Here is a 17,054-nt window from a genome sequence, read left to right on the forward strand (position 1 = left end):
AAGACCCGGTATCCATGTGGAGCGTTCTCAATGGGTATAGCAGAAACTTACACGCGTGGGCGGCGGTTTGTCATAGAGCAACCGCTCGCGCTCCTGGTAGGATTCGTCGTTGTCTTGATGATTATCGACTTGCTTGATGGTCTCTCGACAGGACGAATCCAATTTTCGCGGATCGGGACCCTCGTATGGGATGGTCTCATGCAGGGTCTCGTCATCGGGCTTGCCGGTATCGGCCTCTCGATGACGTATAGTATTTTGAACTTCGCAAACTTCGCACACGGCGATTACATCACGAGCGGCGCGTTCGCTGGCTGGGCAACGACGTACCTCGTCGCCGGGCTTGGCCGTGCAGACGTCGGGTCGTTACTTCTCGTCGGTGCGAGCGGCTCTGTGTTCGGTGGTCAACTCGGCATTGGCATCACCGAAACGCCGCTTGCCATCATTCTCGGGATGGTTGTGGCGGGCGTGGCTGCGGTCGGATTGTCGCTGTTCATCGACCGCTTCGTCTACCGGCCGATGCGGGCAGAAGAGGGCATTGCCTTGCTCATCACGAGCATTGGTGTGGCGTTCGCTATTCGCTACCTCATCCTGTTCGTCTTCGGCTCTGACGTGCGCGGAACGACCGACGCAGGCGGCGTCCCAGAGGTCGCACCGTACTTCGTCGATGGCGCGATCAGAATCAGTATGCACGACGTGACCCTCGTGGTCGCAAGCGTCGGGCTGATGCTCGGCGTCCACCTCCTGCTCCAGCGCTCGAAGCTCGGAAAGGCAATGCGTGCGATGGCTGACAATAAAGACCTCGCACGGATTACTGGTATTCCAACCGAAGAAGTTATTCGGGCAACCTGGATTATCGGCGGCGCACTCACCGGCGTTGCTGGCTACATGTTCATCCTCTGGAAGGGGACGATTAGCTTCAACGACGGCTGGTTGCTCCTCTTGCTCATCTTCGCCGCGGTCATCCTCGGCGGGATTGGCTCTGTGTACGGCGCAATCGCTGGCGGCCTCGTGATTGGCCTCGCGGCCTCCGTGTCCGTCGTCTGGATTCCGTCCGAGTTCGCCCGGGCATCCGCGTTCATCGTGATGATTCTCATCTTGCTGTTCAAGCCAAGTGGGCTGTTCAGCGGGAGGGCAACCGCATGAGCGCAAAAGAGATGCTCGAAAACGAGCGGTCTGCACTTGCAGAACTCTGGGAGCGAGACATCGTCAAAGTCGCTGCTGTCTTCGGTGCGCTTTATTTCGCCTACATCATCGCCGGACTGGCGCTCGGCTTCGAAGTACGCGGGCAGATTAACGCCGTTGCACAACTCACGTTCTACATCGGCGTCTTCTCGCTGTTGGCACTCGCACTCAACCTCCATTGGGGGTACACGGGCCTGTTCAACATCGGGATTGCTGGCTTCATGGCCGTCGGGATTTACACGATGGCGATGGTCTCGAAACCAATCGCCACAGAGGGCGGTGCGGCCTCGGTGGGCGGCCTCGGGCTTCCCATCTGGGTTGGCATCATCGCCGGGATGGCCGCAGCGGCGTTGCTCGGCTTCATCGTGGCGTTGCCCGCGCTGAAATTGCGCGCTGACTATCTCGCAATCGTGACGATTGCCTTCTCTGAAATCGTCAGATTCGGCTACCTCTCTGGAACGTTCCAGAACATCACTATCTTCGGCTACGAAACTGGGACGGGCGGCGGCAGTGGTCTGATTCTCAACTTCAAAGACCCACTCCAAGCCCTCCTCGAAACGCTGTTCCTCTGGGATGCATATCTCGGCGTCGTGAGCGCGTTTACGGTTGTTGTGCCGGAGAATCCAAAACCAGTGGTCGATGGCCTCGCCTACGGGATACTGTTGCTCGTCTTCGTCGGGCTGTTCTACTGGTTGTTACAACGCACCGGCGAATCGCCGTTCGGGCGCGTGCTCAAAGCGATTCGTGAAGACGAAGACGCCGCAAACGCACTCGGCAAGAACACGAACCGGTTTAAAATCAAGTCCTTCATGCTCGGTTGTGCGCTGATGGGGCTTGCGGGCATTCTCTGGCTGATGAGTACGGGTGCTGTGACGCCCAACTTCTTCCTGCCACGCATCACGTTCTACGTGTGGATTGCCCTCATCATCGGCGGTGCTGGCTCGAACACCGGCAGTGTGCTCGGCGGCGCAGTGTTCGCTGCGGTGTTGTTCCAGGGGCCACTCTATGTGAAGAACCTGCTCGATACCGCACTCGACATCCCATCGCGCGGCCCGGCCGACTTCGGCCAAGCAATCGGGCCGCTGTTTTCGAGTCTCGACCCGATGCCGTTCATCATCTTCACGCTGAACAGCATCAACACACTCCAGCTCGTGTTCATGGGCCTCGTGCTCATCTGGCTGATGCACAACCGTCCAGAAGGCATGCTCGGCCACCGCAAGGAGATTGCGGCGAGCATCGACCTCGGGCGGCCTGAAACGACCAAGAAGCCAACGGCAACCGACGGCGGTGACGACCAATGAGCGATACAGAACAGGTAGCGCAAACGACGGTCAGTGGTCCAGACCTCACCGAATACCCCCTCGAAGTCGAGGGACTCTACAAATCCTTCGGCGGGATTCAGGCAGTAAACGGAGCGACGTTCAAAGTCGAACGTGGCACCATGACGGGGCTCATCGGCCCGAACGGGGCCGGGAAATCCACCACGTTCAACCTCATCATGGGGACGCACAAGCCCGACGCGGGCACTGTGCAGTTCAACGGTCACAACATCACCGGCCACCCGGCCCACGAGATCGCGAACAGCGGCCTCGTGCGCACTTTCCAGATCGCGCGTGAACTCGCAGACATGACCGTCTTAGAGAACATGATGCTCGCCCCGAAACACCAGAAGGGCGAGGCACTCTGGCGGTCGGTCGTCCCGTTCGCCCGCAACGACGTGGTCATGCAGGAACAGGAACTGCTTGACCGCGCGTGGGGCATGCTCGAATTCTTCGAAATCGACCACCTCGCAGAGGAGTACGCGGGCAACCTCTCTGGAGGCCAGCGCAAACTGCTCGAAATGGCACGCGCGTTGCTCACCGACCCCGACATGCTCCTCCTCGACGAGCCGTTCGCGGGAGTCAACCCGTCGCTCGAAAAGCGGCTGTTGAAACACATCCACGAACTGCGCGAAGAGGGCTACACGTTCCTGATTGTCGAACACGACATCGACCTCATCATGAACAACACCTCGCACGTCATCGTGATGCACCAAGGAAAGGTGCTGACCGAAGGCCCACCGCAGGAGGTCAAGGCAAACGAGGACGTCATCGAAGCGTACCTCGGGGGGACGGTATGAGCCTGCTCGAAGTCCGCGACTTAGACGCCGGTTACGGCGAGGACTTACAGATTCTCACCGACGTGGACATGGACGTTGGCGAAAGCGAGTACGTGACGATTGTCGGCCCGAACGGTGCGGGCAAATCGACCATGATGAAGTCCGTCTTCGGACTGACAACCCACATGGGTGGCACCGTAGAGTTCAACGGCGAGGAAATCTCCGGGCTGAACCCCGAAGAGATTATCCACAAGGGAATCGGGTACGTCCCACAGAACGACAACATCTTCCCGACGCTCACGGTCCAAGAGAATCTGGAGATGGGCGCGTACATTCTGGACGAACTGCCACAGGATGCCCTCAACGCAGTCTACGAGCGGTTCCCGATTCTCAAAGAGCGCAAAGACCAGAAAGCCGGGACGATGTCCGGCGGCCAGCGCCAGATGCTCGCGATGGGTCGGGCGCTCATGCTCGAACCCGAACTCCTCCTGCTCGACGAGCCATCCGCCGGGCTTGCCCCCGACCTCGTCATGGAGATGTTCGACAAAATCGACGAAATCAACGACGCAGGCACGGCCATCATGATGGTCGAGCAGAACGCGAAGGAAGCGCTTCGCCGGTGTGACCGCGGCTACGTCCTCGCAAACGGGCAGAACCGCTTTATGGACTCCGGCGACGCACTCCTCGCAGACGACGAAGTGCGCCAAGAGTTCCTCGGCGGGTAAGCGCGAGTTCAGTTTTTCTTTTTTTTGGCCCGGTACTGTTCTCACCGAAAGCTTATGCCAAAAAATGATGTATTTCCAACGTAATGGCCCCTCCGCTCACTCGTCGCGAAACGCTACTCGCAGGTGGCACGGCACTCGCCACACTCGCAGGGTGTGTCAGTTCGTCGCCTTCCGAATCGGAAGAGAACGCCACGACAACGTCGCCCCCAGCAACGACGACGGAATCAGCAGCAAGCGTCACCGTCAACGCTGTCAAGGTGACGCCAACAATCGTCACGTTCAACTCGCCCGATTCGACCCACACGATGGGCGAAAAAGACGAACAGTTCGCGCTTATCCGGGTATCAGCCGAGGAGGCGAACGCCCCTGCCCGCGACGATTTCTCGATTGGAGTCGGGGATTCGAACTATGCATCCCAGCCAATGGATTACGGGGAGCGATACAGCCGAATGTCGGGCTATCGGACGTTCTATGGCGAAGAATCATCCGGCTACCTCTTGTTCGTGCTTCCAAAGCCGATCTCGAGCGAGGAGGCCAGCCTGCAGTGGCCGAGTGGGGAGTACGCATTCGAGGCGGACACAGTCGCCGCGCTCTCCCAGCCACCGACGGACTTCGCAGTGCGCGAATTTTCCACCCCGGAAACAGTCAAAAGCGGCACAGAGGTCACCCTCACCTTGACCGTCGAGAACACCGGAAGCGCCGATGGAACGTTCGTCGGGGCGCTCAACCGAATCGGCCCACAGGTTGCCTACACGCCCGAAAAATGGGTCGAAGTCTCGATTCCGGCGGGCGAGTCACGAACGTGGACGTATTCCTACCGGCCGACCACTGGAGACGGCGGAGAAGGGTCGATGACGTATCGGATGCCGTGGCGAAACGGGAGCGAGGAGACGACCACGACTCTCGAATCGGACGACACTGAATAGACCTGCGGCTCAGCGCGTTTGCGTCGAAAGAAAAGGTGTAGATTTACTGGCCGAGGGCTTGTTCGACAACCGACGTGTACGAGGACTCGCCGATGTTGAACGCAACCTTGTTCGTGACCGTGCCGCCGAAGCTTCCTTCGAACACTTCTGCGAAGCGGTCGGACAGTTGCTGGCCGTAGTCGTTGTTGACGAACAGCGTCGCGGCTGTCGAACCGCTGAGGCGCTCTGCTGCGACCTGCGCCATGACGCGACCCTGCAGGAAGTCAGAGGGTGCCGTCCGGAAGATGTAGTCGTCGTCTTCCAAGTTGGAGACAGACAGTGCCGTCGAGGACGGCGAGCAGCCAACGACCTGGTTCGGGATGAACACTTGCTGTGAGACGGGCACGTTGACACCCGAGGATGCAGACCCACACACTGCGGGGTAGCCTGCATTGACGAGTGCCTGTGCGGCCGCCACACCGGAGTCCGGCGACGTCTGCGTGTCTTCGACCTGTGCATCAACGGTGATGTTGATGTTCGCATCGTTAACCTGCAGTGCGGGCAGGCGGGCTGCGTTAATCATCGGCTGCCCGACTGCGGCGAGGTCGCCGGTCTCAGGCAGGAGGATTCCAACCTTTACTTCGCGGCTGCCGCTGCCGGGTGCAGAGTCGGCCATCGGGCCGGAGCCGTCTGGGTTCTCGCTCTCGAAGTTCTGGGTGTCCTGTGCGGGCGAACTCTGGTTCGCGCGGTCGAACTCCCAGACGTCGTAGGCTGCGGACGCCGGGTCACCCTTGTCATCGAAGTTGACTGCGGAGGATGCACCCTGATAGTTGATGTCGTCACCGGCCGCGGCGGCTTCGACAGCATCAACGAAGTTCTCTGGACCGAACTCTTCGCCGGATGGGTTTGCGATGCGGCGCAGTTGGTCACGGATGTCCGTCCCGTTGTTTGCGCCTGCGGCGACGTTTGCGAGGATGAGGACTGCAACCGAGTCGTACGACTGGGAGGTGAACACGGACGGTGCCGCGCCGAACTCGTCTTGGAACAGTGATTCGAACGCTGCCTGGTTTGGCCCGCCTGCTGCGGGGGCCGTCCCGGTCACGTTCGCCATGTCGTTACCGACCTGGTCTGGGAGGGTGTTAGAGCGAAGCCCATCAGGTACCAGAATCTGTTCGCTGCCGTCGCTCAGGTTGTAGTAGTCACGGAACAGCTGGATACCCGACTCTGGGTAGCCAATCACGGTGATGACGTCTGGCGAGCCGTCCCCGCCGCCACCGCCACCGCCGCCGGTCGTGGTGGTACCGCCACCGCCGCCGCTCGTGGTCGTCGTCTCCTCACCGTCCGGACTGCCGATACAACCGGCCAATCCAGCAATCCCTGCTGCGCCAAGTCCCTTAAGGAACCGTCGGCGCTCGTTATTTGGTGCCATACAACTCGGTCTATTGGTCGTGAAGTTTATAAAACTACCCTTGAATATGTGACTCCCTGCCGCGGTTTTGATTTATTGTCGAAATAAAAGCGATGGTCAAATGTCACGACAATCGGGGCAAACAAGCTGCCCGTTGACATTCGCTAAATCTCTGGTTAACGACCCACAGACCTCACAGATGCTTTGATTCGAATACTCGGTATCGAGTGGATCCGCATCAGAAAGGGTCGGCTCTGTGTCGACTTCGTCGCCAGCACCGAGGTGGCCAAGAACCGATGCGGTAACCAAATCACGTTCGGTAACGATTCCGATAGGTTCGGTGCCTTCAAGCACGACGAGACGACCAGCATCCCCCCGCGTGAGCATGCTCGCTGCTTCCTCTACTGGCAAATCAGTCGAGACGGTGACGATACCGGGATGCATCACATCAGAAACGGTTGCAGAACTCGGATCCCTCCCGTTGAGAAACAGGCCAAGCATATCGCCTTCGGTGACGAGCCCAACGACCTCTTGCCCGCGTAAAACCACGGCACAGCCCTGTCCTTCGTCGCGGATGAGTTGGGCCGTGTTGACAGCCAAGTCAGCCTCGCTCACCCCGACAAATTCACGGGTCATCACATCGCGAATCGTGACGGTATCTCCCATATGAGAATGTTTCACACACTAGGGCTAAAAGCTACCTCCAGCATGCTTAAGGATACGCCCGCCGTATGTGTGTAATTACGCGTTTTCGAAGTCGAACTCGACCGCAGAGCCGGTGGCTCTGCATGTTTCGAGCGCGTGTTTTGCGGCCATGCCCGCATCCTGTGGCGAACGTGCTCTGCCGACGCCGACTTTGAGCTCGACGTTCACCGCTTCGCGGACGTGGTCAATTGCGTCTTGATACGCGGCTTCGTCCATGTCCGGGCAGACGGCGATGATGTTGTCGCCACCGACGAAAAACGAGAGCGCCCCGTTTTCTTCGCGCATGTAGCGCATCAATTCGGCGTAGCCCTGTTCGATGTTGATGAACGTGTCAAACTCGTTCAGGCGGTCTGTGTACTGACCCGTCGCGTCGTTCACGTCGAAGTGGGCGAGTTGGACGTCTGTTTCGGTGCGGAACTGCTCGTCGATGGTACGCCCGCGGAGAATCTCTTTCCGAGTCTTGTCCTGTGCGCTCCCCGCGTCTTGGAGTTGGCTGGTGGCGTCTTCGAGCGCCTGAATCGGTGACGTTCCAGTCGCCACGCTGAGGCTCACCGTCACCGGATAGCGGTTGCGGACGGATTCTTGAATCCGCGCATGGTCCTCAACGGAGAGTCCATTGCTCACCGCAATCATGTTGTCAAACCGGCTGAAGAAGATGTAGCCGTCGCGGTTGCCAAACAGTTGGGAGAGGTCTGCATACAGCCGCGATTGCAGCGTCTGGAGGTCAACTTCACGGCGTGGTTCGGGCGTGACCGTCCACGGCCCGTAGTTGTCAATTTGAATCAGGGTTACCTGCGTATTCGTCACGGTTGGTCGGCCCTACGGAGTCCGCGCGTATCTTTCTTTTCGATGCGGACGCCGTTAGGAGCCGAAAACAGATTCGTCTGCAGCGATGTCAGCGCGAAACGAGGTGAGTTTTTCGAGGGCCTCGTTTATCGCAATCAATTCAGGCTGGTTGTAGGCGGCTTTTGTCGCCCACGCATACCGAACCGTCTCCTCGTCGTCAATGAGGAACACCGCACGTTTTGGGACGTTTTTGTGCCCCTCCCACTCGTCGTAACAGACGTCAAAATCCGACGCGACGGAGCCGTCCGTGTCGGAGAGGAGAGGAAACCCGATATCGTACTGCTCTGAGAACTGTGTGTGTGGGAGTACGCAGAGTCGGTCGAGACTGCCCACACGTGGAGGTTTTCAGTAAACGAAAACCACGCTGCATCGCGGATGCTACACAGTTCCGGGGTGCAAACAGGACTGAAATCGAACGGATAGAACAACAGTCGTATCACAGCCCCATCACCCGTGTAATCGCTGAGGCTGAACGTCGTTTGTGCATCGTCTTCGACACCGACCAGCGAGAAAGATGGCGCCGGTTCCCCGTTTGTAACATAGAAACACAAACTCACCAATTGTGTGACTAGTCTGGTTTTTTCCAACTGCTTCGTGTGCAATGGTGGGTCTCCCCACAGCGTTGGGCGGTCTACGACCGAAATCCGCAGATTAAAACTACCGGGCACCCGACTCCGGAAACAATGATTCCCTCGTTCGTCATCGGCATCGCAGGCGGCACCGGTGCCGGGAAGACGACTGTCGCCCGAGAGCTTACGGAAGGCGCGGGCGATTCTGTCACCCGCATCCCGCTCGACAACTATTATAAAGACCTCTCGCACCTCGACATGGACGAACGCGCCGAGGTAAACTACGACCACCCAAACGCCTTCGAATGGGAACTCGTTCGCGAGCACATGGAGGCGCTCATGGAGGGCCAACACGTCGAAATGCCCCAATACGACTTCACGATTCACAATCGCAGCGAAACGTGTACCACCGTCCAGCCAACGGACGTCATCGTCTTAGAAGGCATCTTCTCACTCTATGATGAGCGTCTGAACGACATGATGGACCTCCGCGTGTACGTCGAGACGGACGCAGACGTGCGCATCCTCCGGCGCATCCGACGCGACGTTATCGACCGCGGGCGCGACCTTGACGGCGTCATCCAGCAGTACCTGAACACAGTCAAGCCGATGCATGAGCAGTTCGTCGAGCCGACGAAAAAGCACGCAGACCTCATCATTCCAGAAGGGGCAAACCGAGTTGCGGTCAACCTGCTCGCGGATAAAGTGCACGCAGAAATCAACGGGACGACGACGGAGTTGCGCGAGGCGTCAAGCCCCGGTCGGCCAGAATAAGTTACGCCTTTTGCTTGTCCGGGTTTTCGACGTTCGTATCGTAGTCCCAGAACCCACCGCGGCGCATACCACGGCCAAGGGCCTTGTGGAACTCAACGAAGTCGCCGAAGTTCTCTTCGGGAACGTGCTCGAAGATGTCCGCGACGCTCACGACTCGTTGGTAGTTGATACGGATGGGGTGGTCGCCGAACTGCGCTACGTAGTCCGCTTTGGCGAGCGGGAAGTCTTCGTCTTCGTTAATTTTCTTGGCAAGGATTGCGTGGCCGTATTTACGCATGCCCTCGCTGCCTTCCTCACCATCTGGGTCGTGGGGCCAGTCCATGCGTTGTGACAGTTCCCGACTCTCAAAAGGGTTTATGTTCCGGCGGTGGGCGGACGTTTGGAAGGGGTAGTCAGAATGCTAAACGGAAACGCAACGATATCGACAGTATCAGTGAGCAAGTTAGTGACCCCGCGCCCGACGACACAGGTACGACGTCCCAAAACTGCGTAGCACCGACTGGCACTTTTTAGTCGACGCCGAGAAAGCAGTTCGTATGACCGCTGACCTTCGGGCCGCGCTTCGCGCCCGCGAACCAGTGTGTGGCAGTTGGATTTCACTCGCAGACCCCGCCGTCGCAGAAGCCACGGCGAGCCTCGACTACGAGTTCCTGCTCATCGACACCGAACACGCACCCCATTCGGTCGAAACCGTCACCGACCTCGTTCGTGGTGTCGATGCCGCACCCGGCGACACAGAACCGTTCGTCCGTGCGGCGTGGAACGACCCCGTGCGAATCAAGCGCCTGCTCGACGTTGGCGTCGCTGGCATCATGGTGCCGATGCTCGAAAGCCGCGCTGACGCGGAAGCTTTCGTGAGCGCGACGCGCTACCCACCCGAAGGCGAACGCGGGATTGCCGCAAGCCGCGCCGCGCAGTACGGTCTCGACTTCGAGGAGTACGTCGCCCGCGCGAACGAGGAATTGGTGACGATTGGCCAAATCGAGAGCCGTGACGGCCTCGATGCCGTCGAAGAAATCGTGACCGTCCCCGGCCTCGACGCGCTGTTTATCGGCCCCGCAGACCTCTCCGGGGCACTCTCAGTGTTCGGCGAGTGGGATAGCGACGAACTCCGCGAGGCGATTGAGACGGTGCTTTCGACCGCCCACGCCCACGACGTCCCAGTTGGCACGCTTGCGAGTACGAATGACCAAATCGACGACTGGCTCGCACTCGGCTTTGACTACCTCATCGCAGGCATCGACGTGAGCCACATGCTTGCCGGAAGCGTGGCCGCAAAAGAGCGCTTCGACAACGCGATGGCAGAACGATAAACTACGACCCGACGTCCACCTGATAGTCTTTCAAAATATCACGGCCGATGATGACCGGATAGCTCATGTGGCTCCGGTCTTCGACGCTCGCCATGAGCGTGTGCGTCCGGCCGTTTATTTCAACTGTGATGTCCACGACAGGGCGCGTCTTCCCCGTCTTGTTGCTCCCCGAGACGATACGCGTGCGGTCGGTGATTGGCCCGGCCCCGATCTCTGCAGCCAGCGAAATGTCGATGCTCGTCCGTGTCGCGCCCGTGTCGGATTTCGCGGTGACGGTTTTCGCCCCCGACGTGCCGTAAACGGTCACGTCGTTGGTGTAGCCGATGACCGGCCGGGCTTCCGGCGGGGTGGCCGCAGACTCGTTGATGACCGACGGCATCGAATCGTCGAAGCCGGTCGCCAATTTCTCGACCAGTTCGGGGTCACACTCGCCACCCGCGCGCTCGATGGCGAGTGCAGCGATGTAGGGCGCAGGGCTGATACCCGTCGCCCCAAAGAGACCTTTGAACCCGGCCGTTGGGTTGACTTCGAGGACGAACCAGCCGTCTTCGCCTTCGATGAGGTCGATACCGGCGAAGTCGAGGCCCACGGCCTCTGTGGTTCGCAGTGCAATGTCTCGAACGTCCGCTGGGAGGTCGGCGGTGGCATCCTCTGGCTCGCCGCCAAGGGCAACGTTCGTCCGCCAGTCACCCTCGGGTGCGTGGCGCGTCATCGCCGCGATGATTTCGCCGCCGACCACGTACACGCGAACGTCGCGGTGTCGTTCTGCATCGACTTCGATGAACTCCTGTAAGAACGCCCAGCGATTACCGACCTGCGGCGAGAGAAGTTCGTCAGGCGACACTTTCCATGTCCAACTACCGTGCGTCCCGATGGCGGTCTTGTACACCGCCTCCTCGTCGAACTCTCCGCGCGCCTCGTTCAACCGACCCGGGTCGAGCGCGAGCAACTGATCTGGAACGGGAATTCCCGCCGCGGAGAGGCGCACCGCGGTCGAATACTTGTGCATCGCCGTGAGCACCGTGGTCGGGTCGTTGAGGACCGGCACGAGCCCTTTTATCGTGTCCGCGAGACAGAGCGCCTCGGTGGCGTAGTCGGCCTTCGAGAGCAGCAACCGGTTGATGACAATGTCAACGTCCGGTTCGAGCGTCGCCTGCCCCTCTCGAATCCGAACTTCGATGTTGTCCCGCCGGAGCCATTCCGGGTCGTGACCCAGTGCTTCGATGGCGTTGAGAATCGCCTTCGTCTCCTTCGAGCTATGGAGACTCAACACGCCAATTCGGAGCCGTCCGGCTTTCGTCATACCTTGTTTTAGTAACTCACGACACTTGAATCAATCTGCTAACAGGTGCTGGAGCCAAGATATGGACCAATCGCTCCGTGATTCGAAACGAAAACCGCGCGGCGCGTTGATGCGCCGCGTAATAACGGTGAGAATGGGAGCGAGCGAAACCGGTGGTTTCGCGAGTCACGAAGCACTCGCAGATTGCTTCGGAGGTGAGCAAATCCTTCGGATTTGCGAGCTTCAAAGCGGTCATAGACCGCTTTGTAATTTGAACTTCAGTCATTTCGCTCGCTTACGCTCGCTCCACTCCTTACTTCAAATCCCACTGTTCACGCTTCACTCGCTCACCGATTGCAGAGCGACGTGAAGCGCTCGCTCTGCGTTGTTGTTCGCGGTAGAAGGCGGTGAGAATGGGAGTGCGCAAACGCAGTGCGTTTGCGCGCCTTGATGCGGCGAAGCCGCATCTGCGTTTGAACCACGGTCGCAACTTCGTTGCGACCTGATTCAAATCCATTCGAACAAGTCCTTCGCGGCGCGTTCATGCGCCGCGTAATGACGGTGAGAATGGGATTTGAACCCATGAAGCCTTGCGGCTACCAGTTTTCAAGACTGGCGCATTTGGCCACTCTGCCATCTCACCAACAACCCGTCATACCGCGTCATCCGATTAAGGCCTGTCGCTTTTCAGTCGCGGGAGAGGACGAGGTCGCCGTCCGCCGCGACGACCGTCAGGCCAATTTCATCGAAGAAGGCCGCAGAATGCCGGGGATAGATGCGCCCGGCCGTTCGTCGCGCGTTGATGAGCGTGAGTGCCGTCACGAGGTCGTCGGCCGTCTCTACAACCGGGAGATTCGGTAGGAAATCAACCTCGAATCCGGCATCCAGCCCGCGGTCGGTGAGCGTCTCGACGGCCGGTTCGGTATACGCCGCCTCGAAGTCGATTGGGTCGTCGAAGCCCGCGTAGTACACCCGACCGTCAGTCGAGGGGCCGAGAATCACGGGATGGCGGCGCAGTTTCATCGCCCCGTTGTCGATTTCCTTGCGCGTGAGGAACATCGCGGTTGGTTCGACTGCCGCCGCAGTCTGGACTTCTTCGCGGTCGAGCAGGTGGGTGAGCGTGTTCCCGACGCGCCCGGAGAAGGTTTGGCCGACCTGCACCTCGAAACGCGCGTCTTCGGGCGATTGGAGACATTCGTCTGCGAGGTCACGGAGTTCCGATTCGACCGACTGCACTGTCTGGTGTTCTTCGGGCAAATCCTCGTCTGCACGGTAGTTTACGAGCAACTCGCCGCCGCTGGTTTCGACGGCGCGAAGCACGTCTTTCAGCATGGCTGCATAGAGGTCGGCTGTCTCTTCTTCGCTGAGTGGCGTCGTCTCGGCCAACTCAGTGAGCACGAGTCCCGGTCGTGGTGGGTCTGCGAGAACGGCAACCGTCGTCATGGAAAAATCTGCGTTCGGCGGACCCTTGAACCCGCCGCTTGGCGCTCGGCAGGCTGCGTCACTCCAACTGCTCAGAGAGTGCCGCTGCAAGCGCATCGTCAAGCACGCCCGCCCGGAGCAAGTCATCGACGGCCGCCATGTCGATGTGGAGTTCCCGGTCGTCAGTGAGCGGCGACACGACTTCTCGAATCACGTCGTAGGCGGCGGCTGTGCCGACGCCGTGGTCGAGGTCGCCGTCGATGAACTCCGCGGCCTGTGCGCCACAGAGCAGTTCGACGGCGACGACCATCCGGGCGTTTTCGAGCGTTTTTCGGGCGTTGTGCGCCGCCTGCGCGCTCATGCTGACGTGGTCTTCTTGATTCCCGCTCACGGGCGTGTTGTCCGCAGAGGCGCGGCCGAACGAGCGACACTCGTTGAGCAGCGAGGCGGCGGTGTACTGGGCAATCATCAGCCCCGAGCGCAGGCCGCTGTGTTCGGTCAGGAAGGGCGGCAGGTAGTCTTCTTGGATGTTCGGATTCACCATGCGGTCGGTTCGCCGCTCGCTGATTGCAGCGAGTTCGGTGAGCGCGTTTGCGACGTAATCGACGCGGAGCGCGAGCACCTCACCATGAAAATTCCCACCCGAGAGCACGGCCGCAGACTCCGTACCGCTGGCGCGCGAATCGACTTGCTCGCCGGGGAAGATGAGTGGATTGTCCGTTGCGCTGTTGAGTTCAATTTCGACGGTTTCGCGGAGGTGACCAACCGCTTCCCGGACTGCGCCGTGAACCTGCGGGAGACACCGAATCGAGTAGGCGTCTTGGACGCGGTCACAGTTGCGATGGGATTCGACGATTTCTGACTCCGCAGTCAGGCGCTTTACGTTCCGCGCAGCTGCCGCTTGGCCGGGATGCGGACGCACCGCAGACAGCGCCGGGTCGCACGACGCGGTGGTTCCCATCGTCACTTCCGTGGTGAGCGCCCCCGCCGTATCGGCGGCTCTGAGCAATGATTCTGCGTCCACGACGAGCAACGCGCCGAGACCGACCGTTAGCTGGGTTCCGTTGATGAGCGCGAGGCCTTCTTTCGACGCGAGCGTGAGCGGTTCGAGGTCGACGCGGGCGAGCGCTTCACCTCCACTCAGCCGTTCGCCATCAACGTGCGCTTCACCCTCACCAAGAAGCACGAGCGCCATGTGCGCGAGGGGGGCAAGGTCGCCGCTCGCACCGAGGCTGCCGCGCGATTTCACGACCGGGTGGACGCCCTCGTTCAGCATCGTCACGAGGTGGTCAAGGACGACTTCACGGATGCCAGAGAAGCCTTTCACCAGTGCGTTGATGCGGGTGAGCATCATCGCCCGTACCTCCTCGCGGATGAGTTCGCGGCCTGCTCCTGCGGCGTGACTCCGAATGAGATTGGTCTGCAGTTGTTCGATGTCCTCGCGGGGGATGCGTTCGTTCACGAGCTGGCCGAAACCGGTGTTCACGCCGTAGACGGCGTCTCCAGCATCGACCACGTCGTCTACGCGTTCGCGGGCGGCGCGGACGGCCTCACGAGCCTCGTCAGAAACGACGACCGAAACATTCTCGCGGGCCACGCGCGCGACGGCTTCCGGCGTCAGCGAGGCTCCATCGAGCGTAATCGGGTCGCTCATCGCGCTCCACCCCACACCAAAGATTGGCCATGCATAGTGTGAGAATCACGACAGACCGTGAAGTCGTTTTCGAGGCATTTGGAAACGGAGAAAACAGAACGCACGACACAGTTATGTGCCCACCGCCCGCGAATTCGCACATGACGTGGCAACAGTGGCTCGTTCGACTCGTGCTCTTTCTGACCGGACTGTTCTTGCTCGGCGCGCTCGTCGGCCTCGGACTCAACGGCGAACTCACGAATCCAGCCGCACTCGTGACGCTCGGCCTCGTCGGCGGGAGCGTCCTCGCCGTCATCGTCGTCGCGCGAAAATCAGAGACGTGGCTCGCCAATCCGTACTGGTAACTCAGCGCCCGCGGCGGCCTTTCGTCTGGCGGTAGTCGCGGCCCATCTCAGCAGAGAGGTGTTCGACGAACGCTTCGTACTCGTCGTCGTCCATCTCGTCTGGGGCGAGCATCGGAATCAACTCGAAGCCACGCCCACGAAGCGTCGTGGCGTGGCACTCGGCAATGTCGAGGTCGTCGGGATTTTTCGTCGTGTACTCGAAGGCGAGTGCAGACAGTGCCTCTTGACCAACGGGCACGATAATCTGGGGGTTAATCATCCGGAGTTCCGCGGTCATGTAGCCGTCACAGGCCATGATTTCCGAGTCTGTTGGCCCGCGATCTGGGTGGCGACACCGGGTGACGTAGGTGAGAAAGACGTTTTCGAGCGACGGCTCAGTAGCGTCCCGTGCTGAAGCACTAAAGCCGACGCGCCCGAGCAGTTCTTGGACGCGCTCGCCGCCTGCGTCGCCGGTGAACGGGATGCTCGTCTCGTCTGCGCCTGCGCTTGGCTGGCCGCCGATGAAGACGAACTCCGCGGACACGTCACCGTAGCCGTGAACCACGTTCGTCCGGGTGTCACAGAGCGCGTCGCAGTTCGCACACGCCTCGTCCATGTTGAACGGGTTCCGCAGGTTGTCGGGGTTCGCCGCCATCACTCGATGTTCGCCGGGTTGCGTGGGTGGTAGTCGGTGTCGTATTCGCCGACCTTCCCGTCGAGACGGTCGGGGTTCATCCGCCCGGAGAGGAGCATGTAGTCGAGAATCGTGAGCGCGAGCATTGCTTCGACCACTGGCACACCGCGCGGCGGCAAGACTGGGTCGTGGCGACCGATAACCTTCTCCTGTTTCTCCTCGCCGGTCTCCCAGTCAACTGTGGTCTGCGTTTTCGGGATGGACGTTGGCGCGTGGAGAGTCACTTCGCCGTAGATTGGCTGGCCGGTCGTGATGCCGCCTTGAATCCCGCCGTGGTCGTTGCCGACGGGCGTTGGGTCGCCGTTCTCGTCGAACATCCAATCTTCATTGCGCTCGAATCCAGTGAACGTGCGCGCCTCGCGCCCGAGGCCGAACTCGAACGCAGAGGCGGCGGGGACGGCCATCATTGCCTGACCGAGACGCGCGGAGAACGAATCGAACCGGGGCGCGCCGAGTCCGCGCGGGACGCCCTGCGCTTCGAAGTAGACGCTCCCGCCGATGGAGTCGCCTTCTTCTTGATATGTGTTGATGAGGTCGCGCATCTCATCGGCTGTTTCGGGATGGGCACAGCGCACCTCGTTTTCCTCAGAATGTTCGAGCATCTCCTCGAAACTCACGTCCGGCGAGACGATGTCGCCAATCTGGTTGACGTGGGCTTTCACCTGAATATCTTGCGTGGCGAGCAATTTCTTCGCAATCGCCCCTGCGGCGACCCAGTTGACCGTCTCGCGGGCAGACGAGCGCCCGCCGCCGCCCCAGTTGCGCGTGCCGAACTTCGCAGAGTAGGTGAAATCGCCGTGGCTCGGACGCGGCGCGGTGATGAAGGGTTCGTACTTCTTCGAACGGGCGTCCTTGTTCTGAATCGTCATCCCGATTGGCGTACCCGTGGTGTAGCCGTCTTGGACGCCGCTGTGGATTTTCACTTCGTCGGGTTCGCCGCGACTCGTCGTGATCATCGACTGGCCGGGCTTGCGGCGGTCTAAGTCGCCTTGAATGTCTTCTTCTGTGAGTTCCAGCCCGGCGGGACACCCGGAGACCGTGACCCCCATCGCGTCGCCGTGGCTCTCGCCGTATGTGGTGACTCTGAAGAGTCGGCCGAATTCGTTACCGTTCATTGCAGGCCACTCGGGTGGCCGCACATTTAGTGTTTACAG

At 60.2% G+C, this 17,054-nt stretch carries 18 protein-coding genes, 1 tRNA gene and 1 pseudogene; 8 read left to right on the top strand and 12 right to left on the bottom strand.

All coding sequences use genetic code 11. The features are described 5' to 3' along the window. Positions 1 to 30: 30 nt before the first annotated feature. The 5 genes from V5N47_RS01670 to V5N47_RS01690 all read left to right on the top strand — a co-directional run bounded on the left by V5N47_RS01670 (position 31) and on the right by V5N47_RS01690 (position 4,931). Complete coding sequence (locus V5N47_RS01670; RefSeq protein WP_338729116.1) at positions 31 to 1,143, top strand: branched-chain amino acid ABC transporter permease; 1,113 nt, start codon at positions 31 to 33, stop codon at positions 1,141 to 1,143. Next, positions 1,140 to 2,483 (top strand): branched-chain amino acid ABC transporter permease, encoded by a 1,344-nt coding sequence (locus V5N47_RS01675; protein WP_338729117.1) that lies wholly within the window; start codon positions 1,140 to 1,142, stop codon positions 2,481 to 2,483. Before V5N47_RS01670 ends, V5N47_RS01675 begins: the two co-directional genes overlap by 4 nt. Continuing rightward, positions 2,480 to 3,301: an ABC transporter ATP-binding protein gene (locus tag V5N47_RS01680; protein ID WP_338729118.1), complete on the top strand. Its 822-nt coding sequence runs from the start codon at positions 2,480 to 2,482 to the stop codon at positions 3,299 to 3,301. The genes V5N47_RS01675 and V5N47_RS01680 overlap by 4 nt, the downstream gene beginning before the upstream one ends. After that, positions 3,298 to 4,005, top strand: a complete 708-nt coding sequence (locus tag V5N47_RS01685) for an ABC transporter ATP-binding protein (protein ID WP_338729119.1) — start codon at positions 3,298 to 3,300, stop codon at positions 4,003 to 4,005. Before V5N47_RS01680 ends, V5N47_RS01685 begins: the two co-directional genes overlap by 4 nt. Before the next feature lie 83 nt (positions 4,006 to 4,088). After that, entirely contained in the window at positions 4,089 to 4,931 is an 843-nt protein-coding gene (locus V5N47_RS01690) for a hypothetical protein (RefSeq protein ID WP_338729120.1), read from the top strand. A gap of 43 nt (positions 4,932 to 4,974) precedes the next feature. On the opposite strand, the gene V5N47_RS01695 is transcribed toward V5N47_RS01690, so the two are convergent. From V5N47_RS01695 to V5N47_RS01715, 5 genes and pseudogenes are all read right to left on the bottom strand, one after another. Next, positions 4,975 to 6,339 carry an ABC transporter substrate-binding protein gene (locus V5N47_RS01695; protein ID WP_338729121.1) on the bottom strand — a complete coding sequence of 455 codons (1,365 nt, stop codon included), beginning with the start codon at positions 6,337 to 6,339 and terminating at the stop codon, positions 4,975 to 4,977. Between the two features lie 96 nt (positions 6,340 to 6,435). Further along, entirely contained in the window at positions 6,436 to 6,984 is a 549-nt protein-coding gene (locus V5N47_RS01700) for a CBS domain-containing protein (protein ID WP_338729122.1), read from the bottom strand. Between the two features lie 75 nt (positions 6,985 to 7,059). After that, a complete protein-coding gene (locus V5N47_RS01705) occupies positions 7,060 to 7,830 on the bottom strand; it encodes a GTP cyclohydrolase III (protein WP_338729123.1) in 771 nt (256 codons plus the stop codon). A gap of 54 nt (positions 7,831 to 7,884) precedes the next feature. Continuing rightward, positions 7,885 to 8,202, bottom strand: coding sequence for a redoxin domain-containing protein (locus tag V5N47_RS01710; protein WP_338729124.1), 318 nt, complete (start codon positions 8,200 to 8,202; stop codon positions 7,885 to 7,887). 14 nt (positions 8,203 to 8,216) lie between these two features. Next, positions 8,217 to 8,537 (bottom strand): annotated as a pseudogene (locus V5N47_RS01715) (redoxin domain-containing protein); the annotation flags it as partial. A 15-nt stretch (positions 8,538 to 8,552) separates the two neighbouring features. Here V5N47_RS01715 and udk point away from each other — a divergent pair. Further along, positions 8,553 to 9,212, top strand: coding sequence for a uridine kinase (gene udk / locus V5N47_RS01720; protein ID WP_338729125.1), 660 nt, complete (start codon positions 8,553 to 8,555; stop codon positions 9,210 to 9,212). 1 nt (position 9,213) lies between these two features. On the opposite strand, the gene V5N47_RS01725 is transcribed toward udk, so the two are convergent. Beyond that, positions 9,214 to 9,534: a DUF5785 family protein gene (locus tag V5N47_RS01725; protein ID WP_338729126.1), complete on the bottom strand. Its 321-nt coding sequence runs from the start codon at positions 9,532 to 9,534 to the stop codon at positions 9,214 to 9,216. A 214-nt stretch (positions 9,535 to 9,748) separates the two neighbouring features. On the opposite strand from V5N47_RS01725, the gene V5N47_RS01730 reads away from it, so the two are divergent. Further along, positions 9,749 to 10,525 (top strand): aldolase/citrate lyase family protein, encoded by a 777-nt coding sequence (locus tag V5N47_RS01730; RefSeq protein ID WP_338729127.1) that lies wholly within the window; start codon positions 9,749 to 9,751, stop codon positions 10,523 to 10,525. Position 10,526: 1 nt separating this feature from the next. Here V5N47_RS01730 and V5N47_RS01735 read toward each other — a convergent pair whose 3' ends face one another. From V5N47_RS01735 to hutH, 4 genes are all read right to left on the bottom strand, one after another. Next, positions 10,527 to 11,828 (bottom strand): RimK family alpha-L-glutamate ligase, encoded by a 1,302-nt coding sequence (locus V5N47_RS01735; RefSeq protein WP_338729128.1) that lies wholly within the window; start codon positions 11,826 to 11,828, stop codon positions 10,527 to 10,529. Positions 11,829 to 12,366: 538 nt separating this feature from the next. Continuing rightward, positions 12,367 to 12,450 (bottom strand) — tRNA-Ser (locus V5N47_RS01740). A gap of 44 nt (positions 12,451 to 12,494) precedes the next feature. Then, positions 12,495 to 13,250: a hypothetical protein gene (locus V5N47_RS01745; RefSeq protein ID WP_338729129.1), complete on the bottom strand. Its 756-nt coding sequence runs from the start codon at positions 13,248 to 13,250 to the stop codon at positions 12,495 to 12,497. Positions 13,251 to 13,308: 58 nt separating this feature from the next. Beyond that, the gene (gene hutH, locus V5N47_RS01750) at positions 13,309 to 14,883 is read right to left on the bottom strand and encodes a histidine ammonia-lyase (protein ID WP_338729131.1); all 1,575 of its coding nucleotides are present in this window, start codon (positions 14,881 to 14,883) and stop codon (positions 13,309 to 13,311) included. 140 nt (positions 14,884 to 15,023) lie between these two features. Between hutH and V5N47_RS01755 the strand changes: the two genes are divergently transcribed. Next, positions 15,024 to 15,227, top strand: coding sequence for a hypothetical protein (locus V5N47_RS01755; RefSeq protein ID WP_338729132.1), 204 nt, complete (start codon positions 15,024 to 15,026; stop codon positions 15,225 to 15,227). 1 nt (position 15,228) lies between these two features. On the opposite strand, the gene V5N47_RS01760 is transcribed toward V5N47_RS01755, so the two are convergent. Beyond that, complete coding sequence (locus V5N47_RS01760; protein WP_338729134.1) at positions 15,229 to 15,861, bottom strand: uracil-DNA glycosylase; 633 nt, start codon at positions 15,859 to 15,861, stop codon at positions 15,229 to 15,231. Next, the gene (gene aroC / locus V5N47_RS01765) at positions 15,861 to 17,015 is read right to left on the bottom strand and encodes a chorismate synthase (RefSeq protein WP_338729135.1); all 1,155 of its coding nucleotides are present in this window, start codon (positions 17,013 to 17,015) and stop codon (positions 15,861 to 15,863) included. Before aroC ends, V5N47_RS01760 begins: the two co-directional genes overlap by 1 nt. Positions 17,016 to 17,054 lie beyond the last annotated feature (39 nt).

Source organism: Haladaptatus sp. DJG-WS-42 (assembly GCF_037198285.1).
Classification (GTDB): domain Archaea; phylum Halobacteriota; class Halobacteria; order Halobacteriales; family Halococcaceae; genus QDMS2.

What these genes read in the sequence shown, in the direction of transcription:
- aroC (WP_338729135.1), bottom strand. Translation starts at nt 17,015, where the DNA reads ATGAACGGTAACGAATTCGGCCGACTCTTCAGAGTCACCACATACGGC.
- V5N47_RS01755 (WP_338729132.1), top strand. Translation starts at nt 15,024, where the DNA reads ATGACGTGGCAACAGTGGCTCGTTCGACTCGTGCTCTTTCTGACCGGA.
- V5N47_RS01725 (WP_338729126.1), bottom strand. Translation starts at nt 9,534, where the DNA reads ATGGACTGGCCCCACGACCCAGATGGTGAGGAAGGCAGCGAGGGCATG.
- V5N47_RS01700 (WP_338729122.1), bottom strand. Translation starts at nt 6,984, where the DNA reads ATGGGAGATACCGTCACGATTCGCGATGTGATGACCCGTGAATTTGTC.
- V5N47_RS01690 (WP_338729120.1), top strand. Translation starts at nt 4,089, where the DNA reads ATGGCCCCTCCGCTCACTCGTCGCGAAACGCTACTCGCAGGTGGCACG.
- udk (WP_338729125.1), top strand. Translation starts at nt 8,553, where the DNA reads ATGATTCCCTCGTTCGTCATCGGCATCGCAGGCGGCACCGGTGCCGGG.
- V5N47_RS01675 (WP_338729117.1), top strand. Translation starts at nt 1,140, where the DNA reads ATGAGCGCAAAAGAGATGCTCGAAAACGAGCGGTCTGCACTTGCAGAA.
- V5N47_RS01670 (WP_338729116.1), top strand. Translation starts at nt 31, where the DNA reads ATGGGTATAGCAGAAACTTACACGCGTGGGCGGCGGTTTGTCATAGAG.
- V5N47_RS01760 (WP_338729134.1), bottom strand. Translation starts at nt 15,861, where the DNA reads ATGGCGGCGAACCCCGACAACCTGCGGAACCCGTTCAACATGGACGAG.
- V5N47_RS01745 (WP_338729129.1), bottom strand. Translation starts at nt 13,250, where the DNA reads ATGACGACGGTTGCCGTTCTCGCAGACCCACCACGACCGGGACTCGTG.
- hutH (WP_338729131.1), bottom strand. Translation starts at nt 14,883, where the DNA reads ATGAGCGACCCGATTACGCTCGATGGAGCCTCGCTGACGCCGGAAGCC.
- V5N47_RS01685 (WP_338729119.1), top strand. Translation starts at nt 3,298, where the DNA reads ATGAGCCTGCTCGAAGTCCGCGACTTAGACGCCGGTTACGGCGAGGAC.
- V5N47_RS01735 (WP_338729128.1), bottom strand. Translation starts at nt 11,828, where the DNA reads ATGACGAAAGCCGGACGGCTCCGAATTGGCGTGTTGAGTCTCCATAGC.
- V5N47_RS01680 (WP_338729118.1), top strand. Translation starts at nt 2,480, where the DNA reads ATGAGCGATACAGAACAGGTAGCGCAAACGACGGTCAGTGGTCCAGAC.
- V5N47_RS01730 (WP_338729127.1), top strand. Translation starts at nt 9,749, where the DNA reads ATGACCGCTGACCTTCGGGCCGCGCTTCGCGCCCGCGAACCAGTGTGT.
- V5N47_RS01695 (WP_338729121.1), bottom strand. Translation starts at nt 6,339, where the DNA reads ATGGCACCAAATAACGAGCGCCGACGGTTCCTTAAGGGACTTGGCGCA.